This is a genomic window from Streptomyces sp. NPDC041068, assembly GCF_040647455.1.
In the GTDB taxonomy this organism is placed as follows: Bacteria; Actinomycetota; Actinomycetes; order Streptomycetales; family Streptomycetaceae; genus Streptomyces.
Genome location: NZ_JBEZCG010000012.1, coordinates 313,232 through 328,180 on the forward strand (window position 1 = coordinate 313,232; position 14,949 = coordinate 328,180).

Annotated in this window: 12 protein-coding genes; 9 read left to right on the forward strand and 3 right to left on the reverse strand. The window is 72.1% G+C overall.

Features of this window, described 5'->3' with window-relative positions:
• Positions 1 to 14 precede the first annotated feature (14 nt).
• Genes AB0B50_RS28040 through AB0B50_RS28070 form a run of 7 tightly spaced genes read left to right on the forward strand, consistent with a single transcriptional unit; the run spans position 15 to position 7,634 of the window.
• Positions 15 to 1,607 (forward strand): FGGY family carbohydrate kinase, encoded by a 1,593-nt coding sequence (locus AB0B50_RS28040; protein WP_362337640.1) that lies wholly within the window; start codon positions 15 to 17, stop codon positions 1,605 to 1,607.
• A gap of 2 nt (positions 1,608 to 1,609) precedes the next feature.
• Positions 1,610 to 3,283: a glycerol-3-phosphate dehydrogenase/oxidase gene (locus AB0B50_RS28045; RefSeq protein ID WP_362337643.1), complete on the forward strand. Its 1,674-nt coding sequence runs from the start codon at positions 1,610 to 1,612 to the stop codon at positions 3,281 to 3,283.
• Complete coding sequence (locus AB0B50_RS28050; RefSeq protein ID WP_362337646.1) at positions 3,280 to 4,854, forward strand: FAD-binding oxidoreductase; 1,575 nt, start codon at positions 3,280 to 3,282, stop codon at positions 4,852 to 4,854. Before AB0B50_RS28045 ends, AB0B50_RS28050 begins: the two co-directional genes overlap by 4 nt.
• Before the next feature lie 8 nt (positions 4,855 to 4,862).
• Positions 4,863 to 5,528 carry a glycerol-3-phosphate responsive antiterminator gene (locus AB0B50_RS28055; protein ID WP_362337649.1) on the forward strand — a complete coding sequence of 222 codons (666 nt, stop codon included), beginning with the start codon at positions 4,863 to 4,865 and terminating at the stop codon, positions 5,526 to 5,528.
• Positions 5,529 to 5,535: 7 nt separating this feature from the next.
• The gene (locus AB0B50_RS28060) at positions 5,536 to 5,838 is read left to right on the forward strand and encodes an antibiotic biosynthesis monooxygenase family protein (RefSeq protein WP_362337652.1); all 303 of its coding nucleotides are present in this window, start codon (positions 5,536 to 5,538) and stop codon (positions 5,836 to 5,838) included.
• Positions 5,835 to 6,977 (forward strand): zinc-binding dehydrogenase, encoded by a 1,143-nt coding sequence (locus AB0B50_RS28065; protein ID WP_362337655.1) that lies wholly within the window; start codon positions 5,835 to 5,837, stop codon positions 6,975 to 6,977. The genes AB0B50_RS28060 and AB0B50_RS28065 overlap by 4 nt, the downstream gene beginning before the upstream one ends.
• A 33-nt stretch (positions 6,978 to 7,010) precedes the next feature.
• A complete protein-coding gene (locus AB0B50_RS28070; RefSeq protein WP_362337657.1) occupies positions 7,011 to 7,634 on the forward strand; it encodes a hypothetical protein in 624 nt (207 codons plus the stop codon).
• Positions 7,635 to 7,641: 7 nt separating this feature from the next.
• On the opposite strand, the gene AB0B50_RS28075 is transcribed toward AB0B50_RS28070, so the two are convergent.
• Together AB0B50_RS28075 and AB0B50_RS28080 are read right to left on the reverse strand one after the other, a co-directional pair.
• A complete protein-coding gene (locus tag AB0B50_RS28075; RefSeq protein WP_362337660.1) occupies positions 7,642 to 9,081 on the reverse strand; it encodes an SLC13 family permease in 1,440 nt (479 codons plus the stop codon).
• Positions 9,082 to 9,288: 207 nt separating this feature from the next.
• Entirely contained in the window at positions 9,289 to 10,143 is an 855-nt protein-coding gene (locus AB0B50_RS28080; RefSeq protein WP_362337662.1) for an IclR family transcriptional regulator, read from the reverse strand.
• A gap of 97 nt (positions 10,144 to 10,240) precedes the next feature.
• On the opposite strand from AB0B50_RS28080, the gene AB0B50_RS28085 reads away from it, so the two are divergent.
• Both AB0B50_RS28085 and AB0B50_RS28090 read left to right on the forward strand, forming a co-directional pair.
• Positions 10,241 to 11,413 (forward strand): aminotransferase class V-fold PLP-dependent enzyme, encoded by a 1,173-nt coding sequence (locus tag AB0B50_RS28085; protein ID WP_362337665.1) that lies wholly within the window; start codon positions 10,241 to 10,243, stop codon positions 11,411 to 11,413.
• Positions 11,406 to 14,315 carry an FAD-linked oxidase C-terminal domain-containing protein gene (locus AB0B50_RS28090; RefSeq protein WP_362337669.1) on the forward strand — a complete coding sequence of 970 codons (2,910 nt, stop codon included), beginning with the start codon at positions 11,406 to 11,408 and terminating at the stop codon, positions 14,313 to 14,315. The genes AB0B50_RS28085 and AB0B50_RS28090 overlap by 8 nt, the downstream gene beginning before the upstream one ends.
• A 3-nt stretch (positions 14,316 to 14,318) precedes the next feature.
• Here AB0B50_RS28090 and AB0B50_RS28095 read toward each other — a convergent pair whose 3' ends face one another.
• Entirely contained in the window at positions 14,319 to 14,948 is a 630-nt protein-coding gene (locus AB0B50_RS28095) for a non-oxidative hydroxyarylic acid decarboxylases subunit B (RefSeq protein ID WP_362337672.1), read from the reverse strand.
• Position 14,949 lies beyond the last annotated feature (1 nt).

Here is a 14,949-nt window from a genome sequence, read left to right on the forward strand (position 1 = left end):
CTGAAAGGCCTGCAATGACGCAGACGTCCCACGGCGCCGCACGACGGCGTGGTGTGCTCGCCATCGACGAAGGAACCACGGGCACCCGAGCCGGCGTCGTGCTCGACTCCGGCGCCGCCCACCAGGTCTTCTACCGGCCCATCAAGGTCGACCACCCGGACGAACTCTCCGTCGAACAGGACCCGATGGAGATCTGGACCGCCACCCTCGACGTCGCGAGGCACGCCATCGGGCGGGCACACGAGGAGGGCATCGAGATCACCTCCGTCGCCCTGTCCACCCAGCGGGCCACCGCGCTGCTCTGGGACCGCGTCACCGGACGCCCCCTGCTGCCCGCCGTCGTGTGGCAGGACCGGCGGTACGCGGACGAACTCGCCGCGTACGAAGACGAATGGGACGCCAGGCTGATCGCCCGGCAGGGCCGGCCCGTCGGCTCCCGCGCCCCCTTCCTGTGGGCCGCCCGGCAGATCGCCGAGCACCCGGACGTCGCCGCCGCGCACCGCGAGGGCAGGCTCTTCTTCGGCACCGTCGACACCTGGCTGATCTGGCGCCTCACCGGCGGCACCGTGCACGCCACGACGCCCACCAACGCGGCCTCCACCGGCGGCCATCTGCTCACCGAGCACGCCTGGGACGAGGAGTGGATCGCCGCCCTCGGCTTCCCCGTCGAGCTGCTGCCCGAGCTCCGCGCCGACGACGCCGGGTTCGGCCCGACCGACCCGGACGCCCTCGGCATCTCCGTCCCGCTGGCCGCGTCCATGGGCGACCAGCACGCGGCGCTGATCGCGCTCGGCGGTCTCGACGCGGGACAGGGCATGTGCATGTACGGGACCGGCGCCTTCGTGGACGCCGCGACCGGCCGGCGCGCCGCCCTGCCCCGGCCCGACATCACCGGAGTCGTCGCCCAGCCCGCCTTCCGGCAGGGCGGCACCACGCACTACAGCCTGGAGGCCTACACCTCCACCGTGGGCTCCGCGCTGCGCTGGCTCTGCGACGACCTCGGCCTGTTCGCCTCGCCGCAGGAACTGACCGAGCTGGCAGGGCAGGCGGGCCACCGGCCGGGCCGCACCCCCTGGTTCGTCCCGGCCCTCGCGGGGGTCCGCACGCCCGTCTGGCACCCGGAGGCCACCGCGGCCCTGACCGGCCTGACCCTCGCGACCACCCGCGCGGACGTGGCCCGCGCGGTCCTCGACGGAATCGCGCACTCCGTGTGCGACCTGATCGACGGCGTCGCCGACACCATGGGCGCCCCCTTCCAACGGATCGGCCTCGGCGGGGGAGTGTCCGGCAGCGACGCCCTCATGCAGGCCCAGGCCGACCTCACGGGCCTGCCCCTGGAGCGGGTCACCGACTCCGCCACGGCCAGCCTGCGCGGCACCGCCTACCTCGCCGGTGTCGCCCAGGGCCTGTGGTCCTCGCTCGACGAGGTCGTCGAGGCCCAGCCTCGCGGCCGGATCTTCACGCCCACCGTCCACCCCGACGAACGCACCGCCCGGCGCGCGCGATGGCGGCGGCTCCTCGGCAGTCATCTGTCGGACCCCGCACTCACCGCCCCGAAGGCACCGCCGACGGCCCCCGCGCCGTCACCCCGAACCACCAGGAGTTGATCGTGATCACCATGCCCGCCCGCAAACCGGGACGCAGCGCCGCGGCCACCCGCCGCACCCCCCTGCTGCTCGACCGCACGGGCATCAAGCGCCGCCTCGCCGACGACACGTACGACGTGCTCGTCATCGGCGGCGGCATCACCGGGGCGTACACCGTCCTGGACGCCGTCTCGCGCGGGCTGCGCGCGGCCCTCGTCGAGAAGGACGACTTCGCCTCCGGCACCTCGTCGAAGTCGTCGAAGATGGTCCACGGCGGCCTGCGCTACATCGAGCAGGGCAACGTCAATCTCGTACGCCACTCGCTCCTGGAGCGCCACCGTTTCCGCAAGAACGCACCCCACCTCGTGCACCGACTGCCGTTCCTCTTCCCGATCCTGGAGAAGGAGGGCGTATTCGACCCGCGCCTTGCCAAGGGGTTCGAGGGGCTCCTGTGGACGTACGACCTGGTGGGCGGCTGGCGGATAGGCAAGCTGCATCAGCGCCTGACCGTCCCCGAGGTCCTCTCGCACGCGCCGACGCTGCGGGCCGACCACCTCAAGGGCGGCCTCATGTACTTCGACGCGCGCACCGACGACGCCCGGCTCGTCCTCACCATCGTCCGCACCGCGGCCGCCCTCGGCGCCACCGTGCTCAACGGCGCGAGGGTGGAAGGGCTGCTCACCGCGGGCGGGAGGGTCGGCGGTGCCCGCGCCACCATCGACGGCGACGCCATCGACATACGTGCCCGCGCCGTCGTCAACGCCACCGGCGTGTGGACCGATCAGGTCGACGCCATGGCCGACGAGGGACACCGGCCCCAAGTGCGGCCCGCCAAGGGCGTGCACATCGTCGTGCCGTGGGACAAGGTCCGCATCGACTGCACCGTCACCGTCCCCATCCCCGGGCGTGCGCGCCGTGCCACCTGCACCCGCTGGGGCAACAGGGTCGTGCTCGGCACCACCGACGAGGACTACCAGGGCTCCGCCGACGACGTGCACTGCACCCGGCAGGAGATGGACTTCCTCCTGGAGGGCGCCAACACCGCCTTCGAGGGCAAGCTCACCCCCGACGACGTGGTCGGTTCCATCGGCGGCCTGCGCCCCCTGGTCGGCGGCAAGGAGGGCACGACCCTCGACATGCGCCGCGACCACCACATCACCGTCGGCGCCGGAGGCATGGTCACCGTCACCGGCGGCAAGCTCACCACCAGCCGGCACATGGGCGAACTCGTCGTCGACAAGGTGATGGCCGTCCTCGGCCACAAGGCCAGGAGCCGCACCGCCACGCTGCCGCTGCTCGGCGGCGCGGGCTACGACTCCGAGGCGGTCGCCGCGTCCGGCGGCATCGCCGCCCACCTCGGCGAACGCTTCGGCACCGAGGCCCGGTTCGTCGGCGACCTCATCGCCGATGACCCCTCCCTCGCCGAACCGGTCGTCGAAGGCCTGCCCTACACGCGGGCCGAGGTCGTCTACGCCGCCCGCGCCGAACTGGCCCGCTCCGTCGACGACGTCCTCTCCCGCCGCACCCGGGCCCGCCTGTTCGCCCGCGACGCGTCCGCCGATGCGGCTTCGGCCGTCGGCGCGCTGCTCGCCCGCGAACTGAACCTCACCGAGGCCGAGACGGAGCGCTCCGTCGCCGAGTACCTCGCGTCCGTCGCCCACGAAAAGTCCGTACTCCTCGAAGGAGCCGCAGCATGATCAGCCGTCAGACCATCACCCACCCCTTCAACCGGGGCAACTACACCGTCGGCGCCCCCAGCCAGGCCAAGTGGGCCCGCACCACGCCCATCGGAGACGGCGAGGCCGCTCTCCAGAGCGACCCGGTCGACGTCCCCGAGCAGGTCGTCGACGCCCTGCGCGCCGCAGCCCGCGCCGTGCACGTCGAGCGCGACGAGGTCGTCACCCGCACCCGCGACTGGTGGGCGGGCTCGATGATCGGCGAGACCGAGGGCCGCCCGGCGACCCCGCACGCCGTCGTCGTCGAGGCGGCCGACGCCGACCAGGTCGCCGCCGTGCTGCGGATCTGCCACGACGCGGGCATACCCGTCACCCCCTCCGCGGGGCGCTCCAACGTGACCGGCGCGGCGCTGCCCGTTTTCGGCGGCGTCGTCCTCGACGTCTGCGGCCTCGACCGGATCTCAGGGTTCGACGCCGAGTCGAACATCGTCGACGTCCAGGCCGGCATGTTCGGCGACCTCTTCGAGAAGCAGCTCCAGGAGGAGTACGGCGTCACCACCGGGCACTGGCCCTCCGCCTTCGCCGTCTCCACCGTCGGCGGCTGGATCGCCTGCCGCGGCGCCGGTCAACTCTCCACCCGCTACGGCAAGATCGAGGACATGGTCGTCGGCGTCGACGTCGTGCACGCCGACGGCACCCGTGCCACCTACGGCGACTACGCCCGCGCCGCCGTCGGCCCCGACCTGCGTCAGCTCTTCGTCGGCTCCGAGGGCACGCTCGGCGTCATCGTCTCCGCCCGCCTTCGCGTGCACCCGCTGCCCACCTACGCCGACGCCGTCGCGTACGGCTTCGCGACCTTCGCCGAAGGCCTCGACGCCTGTCGCGAGATCATGCAGCGCGGCGCGACACCGGCCGTCCTGCGCCTGTACGACGCCCTGGAGTCGGGCACCCACTTCGGGCACCCCGACACCAACCTCCTGCTGATCGCCGACGAGGGCGAACAGACCGTCGTCGACGCCTCGATCAAGGTCGCCGCCGAGGTGTGCGAGGCCCGCGCCACCGCGCTCGACGGCAAGGCCGTCTTCGAGCGCTGGCTGGACGAGCGGATGCTGGTCGGCAAGTCCTCCGACGGCTTCACGCCAGGCCCCGGATTCGTCGCCGACACCCTGGAGATGGCCGCATCCTGGAAGGACCTGCCCGCCATCTACGACGAGGTGGTCGCCGTCATCGAGTCGGTGCCGGGCACCCTGGCCGCCTCCGCCCATCAGTCGCACGCCTACACCGACGGCGCCTGCGTCTACTTCTCGCTGCGCGGCGACGTCGCGCCCGAGGCGCGCCGCGACTGGTACCGCTCCGTGTGGGACGCCGCCAACGCCGTCCTCATCGAGCACCGCGCCGCCCTCAGCCACCACCACGGCTGCGGACTGCTGCGCGGCCCCTACCTGGAGGAATCCCTCGGCGCCGCCTTCACGACCTTCGTCGCGGTGAAGAACGCCCTCGACCCCGCGGGCATCCTCAACCCTGGCAAGCTGGGCCTCCCCAGCCGCTTCGGCACCTCCCCGCTGAGCCACGCGGCCACGTCACGAGCCTAGGCAGCCCCATGAACCCGTCCCCCCGGTCCCGGCCGCTCGACGCCCGGCTGGCCACGGCCTTCGCCGAGGTGCCGGTCGTCGCGTCCATCGTCGGCGCCCAGCCGCTGCGGCAGTTCCTCACCGCACCGGCGAAGGTGTGCATCCTCGCCTCCTTCTCCGTCGGCCAACTGCCCCAGGTCGTCCCGGCGCTGCGCAAGGCGGGCAAGACCGTCTTCGTGAACGTCGACTCCAGCCCCGGCCTCGCGCAGGACCGGGGCGCCCTCGACTTCATCAAGGAGATGGGCGCGAGCGGGGTGGTGAGCACCCGGCTCGCCCTCATCGAGAAGGGACGGCCGCTCGGCCTGCTCACCGCGCAGAAGGTCTTCGTCACCGACCGCTCCAACCTGCGCAGGAGCATGGACGCCATCTCCCGCGGCATGCCCGACCTGGTCGAGGTCATGCCCGCACCGATCGTGGCGCGCATGACCCCCCAGGCGCGCCGCGCCATGTCGCCGACGGTCGCCGCCGGCTTCGTGGAAACCCCCGCGGACGTGGCCGCCGCACTGGCCCTCGGGTCGGTCGCGGTGGCCACGTCCGACCACCGCCTGTGGCGTGTGAGCCGCGAAGAACTGCCGCGTGCCACCGCCGACAGGCCCCTTGAACAAGCCGACAGGCCCCTTGGACAACAGGAGTAGAACCACCGTGAGTTACGTCGTCGTGGCCCGCTACCGCACCCTGCCGGACCAGGAACGAGCCGTCCTGGAGCTGCTCGACACCATGGCCGAGGCCTCACGCGCCGAGCCCGGATGCCGCCGCTACCGCGTCCACCAGGGCACCGAGGACCCGCGCGCCGTCCTTCTCTACGAGGAGTACGACTCCGCGGCCGACTTCACCGCGCACTGCGCATCCGCCCACTTCCAGGACATCGTGCTCGGCAAGGTCGTCCCCCTCCTGGAGAGCCGCGACGTCCTGCGCTGCGCACCCCGCGAGGAGGCCGGCGCATGAGGACGACCGCCGCCGTCCTGCGTGACGTCGTACACGAACGCCCCTACCAGGACAGCCGCCCCGTGACGGTCGAGGAACTGGAACTCGGCGCGCCCCGCGAGGGCGAGCTCCTGGTCCGCGTCGCCGCCGCGAGCCTCTGTCACTCCGACCTCTCCGTCGTCAACGGCGACCGGGTCCGGCCGCTGCCCATGGCGCTCGGCCACGAGGCCGTCGGTGTCGTGGAGGAGACCGGGCCCGGCGTCCACCGCGTGGCGCCCGGCGACCACGTGGTGCTGGTCTACGTGCCCAGCTGCGGTTTCTGCGCGCGCTGCGCCGAGGGCCGCCCGGCCCTGTGCGACCGCGCGGCCGCGGCCAACGGCTCGGGCGGCCTGCTGCACGGCCCTTCGCTGCTCACCGACGCCGCCGGGCGCACGGTCCACCACCAGCTCGGCGTCTCCGCCTTCTCCTCCCACACCGTCGTCGCCCAGGAGTCGGTGGTGCCGATCCCCGACGACGTGCCGTTCACGGTCGCCTCGATGTTCGGCTGCGCGGTGCTCACCGGGGCGGGCGCCGTCATCAACACCGCGGCCCTGCGGCCGGGGCAGTCCGTCGTCGTGCACGGCCTCGGGGGTGTCGGACTGTCCGCGGTGCTCGGGGCCCGCGCCGCCGGAGCGTACCCGATCGTCGCCGTCGACCCGGTCGCGGAGAAGCGGGCGCTCGCGCTGCGGCTCGGTGCCACGCACGCGTACGCACCGGGCGAGGCCCTGATCGCCACCCGTGATCTCACCGGCGGCGGCGCCGAGTTGGCCGTCGAGGCGGTCGGCAGCCCGGCGGTCATGGGTGCCTGCCTGCAGTCCGTGGCGCGCGGCGGCCGTGTCGTCTCGGTCGGCCTGCCCGCCCCGGACCGGGTCCTCGACGTGCCCGCCCTCGCCTTCGCCGGGGAGGGGAAGTCCCTGCTCGGCTCGTACATGGGCGACGCGGTGCCGCGCCGCGACATCCCCCGCTTCCTCGACCTGTGGCGCGCGGGCCTGATGCCGGTCGAGGAGATGCACACCGGCACGGTCGCCCTGTCCGGGATCAACGAAGCCATGGAGGAACTGGCGTCGGGGCGGGCGATCCGCCAGGTGGTCGACACCTCGGGGTTGTTGATCTCGGTGTGAGGTGTTCCTCGGGGGAGCGGTAGCGTCCCTGTCGTGGGAACGGACATTCACGGCGGAATCGAGTACCGCCATCCAGCGGCGGGCACCGACTTCTACGAAGGCGAGCCCTGGATCGTGGCCATGGACCTGTGGCCGTTGTACGACGAGGTCGACTACGCGGCCTTTGGGTGCCTCTTCGGCGTGCGCAACGACGCGGGCTACCGGCCCCTCGCCGCCGGGCGCGGCCTGCCCGACGACCTGTCGAGCGGGCTGCGCGAGGACTTGGAGCTCTGGGTGGCCAAGGGCCGGTTGCTGGATGCCACGTGGGTGAGCTGGGCGGACCTTGCGGGGCTCGATCCGCAGGCCGGTCCTGACCGCTATGTGGGCCGGCTGTCCTGGCAGCAGGCGTCGAGCCCGTACCTCCAGCACCGTCGGCTGCTGCCCGCGCGGTGGCCCGAGGAGGTGGTGGCGATGGCGGGGCCGCCACCACCCGGCCTCGACGCGGCGAACCGTCGACTGGAGTGGACCGTCAGGGACGTGGTGTTCCGGTACGAGCCGCTGACGGCCGGTTCGATCCTGGGCACCGGAACCCACTGGCCGCACGTCTTCGCCGTGATGAAGGCCTTGGCGGGCCGCTTCGGCGACGACGGGGTACGACTGGTGGTGGCCTTCGACTGACCTGCGATCAGAGTGAGCTCGGCACCACGAAGAGCCCCCACGTGACGAGCGGCCCCGCCACCGCGATCCCCAGCCCCCACGCCATGAGGCGCCGGAAGACGAAGTCCCTTTGGTTTTCTGGGGTGTTGGCGGTCACCAGGGCGCCGCTGGTGGAGAAGGGCGATGCGTCGACGATGGACGAGGAGATGGCCAGCGCGGTGATGAGCCCTACCGGCCCCACGTCGCCGTCGAGCAGGAACGGCACCGCCAGCGGGATCAGGGCGCCGAGCATGCCCGTGGTGGAGGCGAACGCGGACGCGATCGCGCCGATGAGGCAGATCAACAGCGCACCGAACAGCGGCGCCTGGATGGACGCGACCTGCTTGCCGAGATAGTCGATGGTGCCCATGCGCTCCATCTGGCTCACGTACGTGACGATGCCGCAGACCAGCAGCACGGTGGACCACGCGCACCGGTCGACCGCGCCCTTGGCCGACTTTGGCGAGGCCAGGGAGAGCACGACGGTGACGGTGAGCGCCATCAGCCCGACGTCCAGGTCGAAGAAGAGCGCTCCGACGACCAGGCCGAGCAGTCCGAGGAGGGTGAGGGCGCGCGGGCCGTCCAGACGGAGGGGCTCGGGTGGCGCCGTGGCGGTGACAGGCGCTGTGCCGGGTGCGGCGACGGGAACCGTGCCAGGCGCGCTGACGGGTGCCGTCCCGGGCGCGGTGACCGTCAGGGTCGGCCCGGTGCCGCCCGCCGTCTTGGCCCCGGTCGCGGGCGGGCCGCCGCTCGCCCCGGCGCCCTCCGTCCCCCGACCGCTCGTGCTGCCGCCGCCGTCGCCCTCGTACGACTGCGCCCGTTGCCCCAGCAACTGCCGTCCGCCGAAGGCGAAGAAGATGATGGCGCACAGGGCGGCGTTGAAGAGGAACGAGGCGGTGAACAGCAGGGCAGGGTTGCCCGGCAGGTCGTTGCGTTCGACGACGCCGTTGGTGATGCTGCCGAACACGCCGATGGGGGAGAAGCCCCCCGCGCTGGCGCCGTTGGCGATGAACAGGCCCATGAGTACGGGGTTGATGCCCTGGGCCACGGCGAAGCCGAGGCCGATGGGCGCGATGATCCCGACCGCCGCGGGGGTGACGGCGCCGACCGCGGTGAGCAGGGCGGTGACGAGGAACATCACCCAGGGGATCAGGGCGATCCGTCCCCGCACGGCCTTGACGGCCGCGTCGACGAGCCAGTCGACGGTGCCGTTGTTCTTCGCCATGGCGAACAGCAGCGTGACGCCGACGAGGACGACGAACAGGTCGCCGGGGAAGCCGGAGAAGATGTCGTCCGTGGACTCGCCCGCGACCGTGGAGCCGACGATGAACGCGGCCACGATGGCGAGCGCGCCCAGATGGACGGAGGTGAAGGTGGCGATGGTGAAGATCGCTAACAGGGCGACGACGGAGATGAGTTGATCTGACACGAGGGCTCCCTTGCGGTGGGCCGATGGCCGGGTCGCGGTGTGCCGTGGCGCGTGACGTGGGGGTGCGCGCGGCACCGGAGGGAGCGCGGTGCGAAGCGGCGCACGGCGTCCACCCCTGAGGCGCGGGGGCGCAGGGGTGGGGGAGTTATTCCGCCAGGCGGAAGACGGCTTTCGCAAGGGGAGTATTGGAGGGCTTCTCCGGGGTCGTCAAGAGCTGCGACGGATTCCGTCGGAGCGGGCCGAACCATCCGTGCGCGCCGCCGAGCCGCCGCCGATGTGCCTCGCCGCTCCGCCGCCGGGGCCGCCCGCTCCGTCCTGTCCCGAATGCCCCAACGCGGCGCTGACCTGCCGCGCCGTCTCGCTGACCAGTGCGCCGTGTGCCTCCCTCGCCTCCGAAGTCATCCGGCTGGTCGGCATGTTGACGCTGATGCTGGCGATCGGCAACCCCGCCCCGTCGAGGACCGGGGCCGCGACCGCCGACACGTCGGTGCGCCACTCGCCGCTGTTGGTCGCGTATCCCCGCTCGCGGATCAGGGTGAGCTCGTCGAGCAGTCGGTCCCGCTCCGTGATGGTCGAATCGGTGAACTCCTCCAGGCCGTCCGCCAGATGGCGCTCGATCACCTCCGTCGGACTCGACGCGAGCACGGCCTTGCCGTTCGCGGAGGCGTGGATGGGCAGATGGGTGCCGAGAGCCAGGATGATCCGCACCGGCTTGGACGTCTCCAGGCGCTCGATGAGCACCACCTTGTCGCCGTTCGGGACGGTCAGGTGCACCGTCTCGTCGATCCGTCGCCGCAGCTCTTCCATCAGCGGCACGGCCACGTCGCGCAGCCCCAACTCGCCGGTCGCACGCCGCCCGACCTGCAGCGCCTTGGTGGTCAGCGCCCAGCGGGTGACCTCGCCACCGGCGGGCCGGATCCAGCCCGCCGTGTGCAGGGTGCGCAGCGCGCGCTGGGCGGAACTCTTGGGCAGGTCCAGGGCGCGGGCCAGCTCGGCGACGCCGATCGGCTGCCGCGCCGAGACCTCTTCAAGCACCCGAAGTGCGTTGAGGACGCTCTGCATCCGTTGACTCCCCCTGCGCTCGGCTCCTATGCTCCGCGTGCCACCTTACGACACATCGTGCCACAATGCGGCACGCTTCTCAAGGGAGTTGGCCACAGTGACCTCTCGAACCGGGCGGCACTTCTTACAGATTCCAGGCCCCACCAACATCCCCGACCAGGTGCTCCGCGCCATCGCGGCGCCGACCATCGACCACCGCGGCCCCGAATTCGCCGCGCTCACCACCGAGTTGCTCGCCGCGCTGGGGCCCGTCTTCGGGACCTCGGGCCCCGTCGTGGTCTTCCCCGGGTCCGGCACGGGCGCCTGGGAGGCGGCCCTGGTCAACACGCTCAGCACGGGGGACCGGGTGCTGTGCGTCGAGACCGGCCACTTCGCCACGCTCTGGCAGCGCATGGCCGCCGACCTCGGGTTGTACGTCGACTTCATCCCCGGGGACTGGCGCCACGGAGCCGACCCGGAAGCCATCGCCGAACGCCTCGCCGCCGACACCGTCCACACCGTCAAGGCCGTCTGCGTGGTGCACAACGAAACGTCGACCGGCGTCACCAGCAGAGTGGCCGAGATCCGGCAGGCGATCGACGCGACGGGGCACCCCGCGCTGCTCCTCGTCGACACCATCTCCTCGCTCGGCTCCATCGACTACCGCCACGACGCATGGGGCGTCGACGTCACGGTGGCCGGATCCCAGAAGGGGCTGATGCTCCCGCCGGGCCTCGGCTTCAACGCCGTCAGCGACAAGGCCCTCGCCGCCTCCCGCACCGCACGGCTGCGCAGGTCCTACTGGGACTGGCGGCCGATCATCGAGGCGAACCGGCGCGGCTTCTTCCCCTACACCCCCAACACCAACCTCCTCTACGGGCTCGCCGAAGCGCTGCGCATGCTGGAGGCGGAGGGGCTCCCGGCGGTGTTCGCGCGCCACGACCGGCACGCCGAGGCCACCCGAAGTGCCGTACGCGGCTGGGGACTTGAGGTGCTCTGCGCGGACGAACGCGAGTACTCGTCCTCGCTCACCGCCGTCCTCCTGCCCGACGAGCAGGACGCCGACAAGGTGCGGGAGATCATCCTGGAGCGCTTCGACATGTCCCTGGGGGCGGGGCTCGGCAAGCTCGCGGGACGGATCTTCCGGATCGGTCACCTGGGCCACTTGAGCGACCTCGCGCTCGCGGGCACGCTGGCCGGCGTACAGATGGGCCTGCAGCTGGCCGGCGTACGCATCGACCCGAGCGGACTCGCCGCCGCCCTGGACATCCTGCGAGAGCCTCATGAGTGAGGCGCGCGCGGAGAGCCTCCGGCACAAGCTCACCCAGGACCTCGACGGTGAAGTCCAATTCGACGACTACACCCGGCACTTGTTCGCCCGGGACGCCAGCATGTACGCGATCACGCCCCTGGGCGTGGTCTTCCCGCGCGACGCCGACGACGTCGCCGCCGCGGTCGCCGCGGCCGCGTCCCACGACGTACCCGTGGTGCCGCGCGGAGCGGGCACGAGCCTGGCGGGCCAGACCGTCGGCCCCGGCCTCGTCCTCGACCTGTCACGCCATATGAACCGCATCGTGGAGCTCGACCCGAGCAGCGGAACAGCCCTGGTGGAGACCGGCGTCGTGCAGGACCAGCTCAACCGCGCCGCGGCCCCCTGGGGCCTGATGTTCGGCCCGGACACCTCGACCAGCAACCGCGCCACCATCGGCGGGATGATCGGCAACAACTCGGCCGGCAGCGGCTCCGTGCGCTACGGCATGACCATCGACCACGTCCGAGAGCTCGACGTCGTGCTCTCGGACGCGACCCGGACCCGCCTCGCCCCGGTCGACGAGGCCGAACGGGCGCGCAGGGCAGGGCGGGTCACCTTGGAAGGCGCCCTCTACCGCGAGCTCCCCGAGATCGTCAGGGTCAACGCGGCGGCGATCTCCGAGGGCTTCCCCGCCCACTGGCGGCGCGCCTGCGGCTACCGCCTGGACCGGCTCGCCCGCGAGGACACCTCCTTCGACCTGGCCAAGTTCGTCGTCGGCTCCGAGGGTACGCTGGCCGTGGCGACCACGGCGCTGGTCGACCTGGTGCGCAAGCCGAGCCGCACGGTGATCGCGGTGGGCCACTTCACGTCCGTGGCGCACGCCATCGCGGCGACGGAGGACGCCCTGGCCTGCGACCCGTCCGCCGTGGAGCTGATGGACCGCACGATCCTCGACCTCTCCCGCCGCAAGATCGAGTACGCGGCGCTCGGCCACCTCCTCAAGGGCGCACCCGAAGCCCTGCTCTTCGTCTCCTTCACCGGCGACGACGAGGCCGAACTCGTCGACCGCATGCGGCGGTTGACGGCGCTCTGGTCCCGGCACGGCCACGGCTACCACACCCTGCAGGCGGTCACCCCGGCCCAGCAGGGCTCGCTCCTGAAGGTCCGCAAGGCGGGCCTCGGCCTGCTGATGGCCGCAAGCGTCGGCACCAGGCGCCCGCTCGCCTTCGTCGAGGACACGGCGGTCGACCCCGCCCATCTCGCCGACTACACACGGCGGTTCAAGGACGTCCTGGACCGGCACGGCATGACGGCCGGCTTCTACGGCCACTGCTCGGTCGGCTGTCTGCACATCCGCCCCTACCTCGACCTCGCCGACCCGGCCGACGTCGGCAGGATGCGTGCCGTCGCCGAGGAGATCAAGGACCTCGTCGCCGAGTACGGCGGCGTGAACTCCAGCGAGCACGGCGACGGTCTGGCACGCAGCGAGTTCAACCGCGAGATCTTCGGCGACAAGCTGTACGAGGCGATGCGCCAGGTCAAGCACCTCTTCGACCCCCACGGCATCCTCAACCCCGGCAAGATCGTGGACGCGCAGCCCATGACGGACAACCTGCGCGACGCGACCCTGAAACCCGCCGAACCCCTGCGTACCCGCCTGGCCTTCGAGGTCGTGGGCGGCGGCGGGATGCGCGCTGCCGCCGACCGGTGCATGAACATCGGCCTGTGCCGCAAGACCGGCAGCGGCGCCATGTGCCCCTCCTACATGGCGACCCGCAAGGAAGAGGACTCCACCCGCGGCCGCGCGGGCGCCCTGGTCAAGGCCCTGTCCGAGCCCGACCCGCGCACGGCACTCGGCGACGAGCGGCTCCACGAGATCCTCGATCTCTGCCTGATGTGCAAGGCCTGCAAGAGCGAATGCCCCCTCGGCGTCGACATGGCCACCCTCAAGAGCGAGACCCTCTCCCACCACCACGACCTGCACGGCGTTCCCCTGCGCAGCCGCCTCTTCGGCGCGATCCGCGTCCTCAACCGCCTGGGCTCGGCGACCGCGCCCCTGTCCAACCTGCCGGGCCGCATCGCACCGCTGCGCCGCCTCATGGACCGCCTGATCGGCATCGCGCCGCAGCGCCCGCTACCGGTCTTCGTCCGGCAGAACCTGCTGCGCTGGTCACGCCGCCGCGCCCCGGCACCGCACACGCCCACCCAGGGCACGCTCACCTACCTCGCCGACTCCTTCACGACGTACACCGAGCCCGGCATCGGCCGCGCCGCCATCGAGCTCCTCGAACTGGCGGGCTGGGGCGTGCGGTTGGAGAGCGGCGGCTGCTGCGGACGCTCCAGTCTGTCCAAGGGCCTGGTCGACGACGCGAAGAACAAGGCACGCGGGCTCGTGCACCGACTGCACGAGTCGACCGACCCCGGCTCGCCGATCGTGGGCTGCGAGCCCTCCTGTCTGATGACCCTGCGCGACGAGCACAAGGCCCTGTTGCCCGACGACCCCGCGGTCACGGATGTCGCCGGGCGGGTGCGCCAGGTCGAGGAACTCCTGGTGGCGGCCATCGACGCGGGCCGCCTGCGGCTGCGCGAGGACTCCTGGCTCGCCGGCCGGGCGCTCCTCTACCACGGCCACTGCCACCAGAAGGCGGAGGTGGGCACGGCCGCGACCGTCGCCCTCCTGGAACGCATCCCCGGAGTGACGGTCACCGAACTGGACGCCGGCTGCTGCGGCATGGCGGGGTCCTTCGGCTTCGAGTCCGAGCACTACGAGACGTCGATGACGGTCGGCGAGGACCGACTGTTCCCGGCGATCGAGGCGGAACCCGCCGAGACGGTCGTGGTCGCCACGGGCGTCTCCTGCCGCCAGCAGATCTTCCACGGCACGGAACGCGACGCCTGGCATCCGGTGCAGCTGCTGCGGGAGGTGGTCGAGGCGCCGTGAGCGTCACCCGCGGGAGGGCGCCTCGGCCGTGAGGCCCGCGAGACCCTTGCGGGCCTCGGGCAGTCCTTGCCAGCGGCGGGCCGCGGGCGCCGCCAGACCGAACTGGTCCAGGACGCGGGCGACGATGTGGTCGACGATGTCGTCGATCGAGCGGGGGTGGTTGTAGAAGGCGGGCACGGGCGGGAGGATTGTCACCCCCTGACGCGCCAGCGCGAGCATGTTCTCCAGATGGATCTGGCTCAGCGGCATCTCGCGGGGGACCAGGACGAGGCGCCGCCCCTCCTTGAGGGTGACGTCGGCGGCCCGGCCGAGCAGGGTGTCGGCGTACCCGGTCCGGATCCCGGCCAGCGTCTTGACGCTGCAGGGGACGACGACCATGCCGTCGGTGCGGAACGACCCCGACGAGATGGTGGCGCCCTGGTCGTTCGGCTTGTGGTGCACGTCGGCGAGGTCTTGGACCTCACGGACCGTATAAGGAGTCTCCAACTCGACGGTGGAGCGGGCCCAGTTGCTCAGGACGAGGTGCGTCTCGACGTCCGGCAGGGCCCGCAGGCCTTCGAGGAGGCGGATCCCGAGGATCGCTCCGGTCGCCCCGGTCATCCCGACGACCAGACGCTTGGTGCGTGCGTACATG

Bases quoted from the DNA above. Each gene is read 5' to 3' on its own strand.
- AB0B50_RS28040 (WP_362337640.1), top strand. From the start codon at position 15: ATGACGCAGACGTCCCACGGCGCCGCACGACGGCGTGGTGTGCTCGCC.
- AB0B50_RS28050 (WP_362337646.1), top strand. From the start codon at position 3,280: ATGATCAGCCGTCAGACCATCACCCACCCCTTCAACCGGGGCAACTAC.
- AB0B50_RS28055 (WP_362337649.1), top strand. From the start codon at position 4,863: ATGAACCCGTCCCCCCGGTCCCGGCCGCTCGACGCCCGGCTGGCCACG.
- AB0B50_RS28065 (WP_362337655.1), top strand. From the start codon at position 5,835: ATGAGGACGACCGCCGCCGTCCTGCGTGACGTCGTACACGAACGCCCC.
- AB0B50_RS28080 (WP_362337662.1), bottom strand. From the start codon at position 10,143: ATGCAGAGCGTCCTCAACGCACTTCGGGTGCTTGAAGAGGTCTCGGCG.
- AB0B50_RS28090 (WP_362337669.1), top strand. From the start codon at position 11,406: ATGAGTGAGGCGCGCGCGGAGAGCCTCCGGCACAAGCTCACCCAGGAC.
- AB0B50_RS28095 (WP_362337672.1), bottom strand. From the start codon at position 14,948: ATGTACGCACGCACCAAGCGTCTGGTCGTCGGGATGACCGGGGCGACC.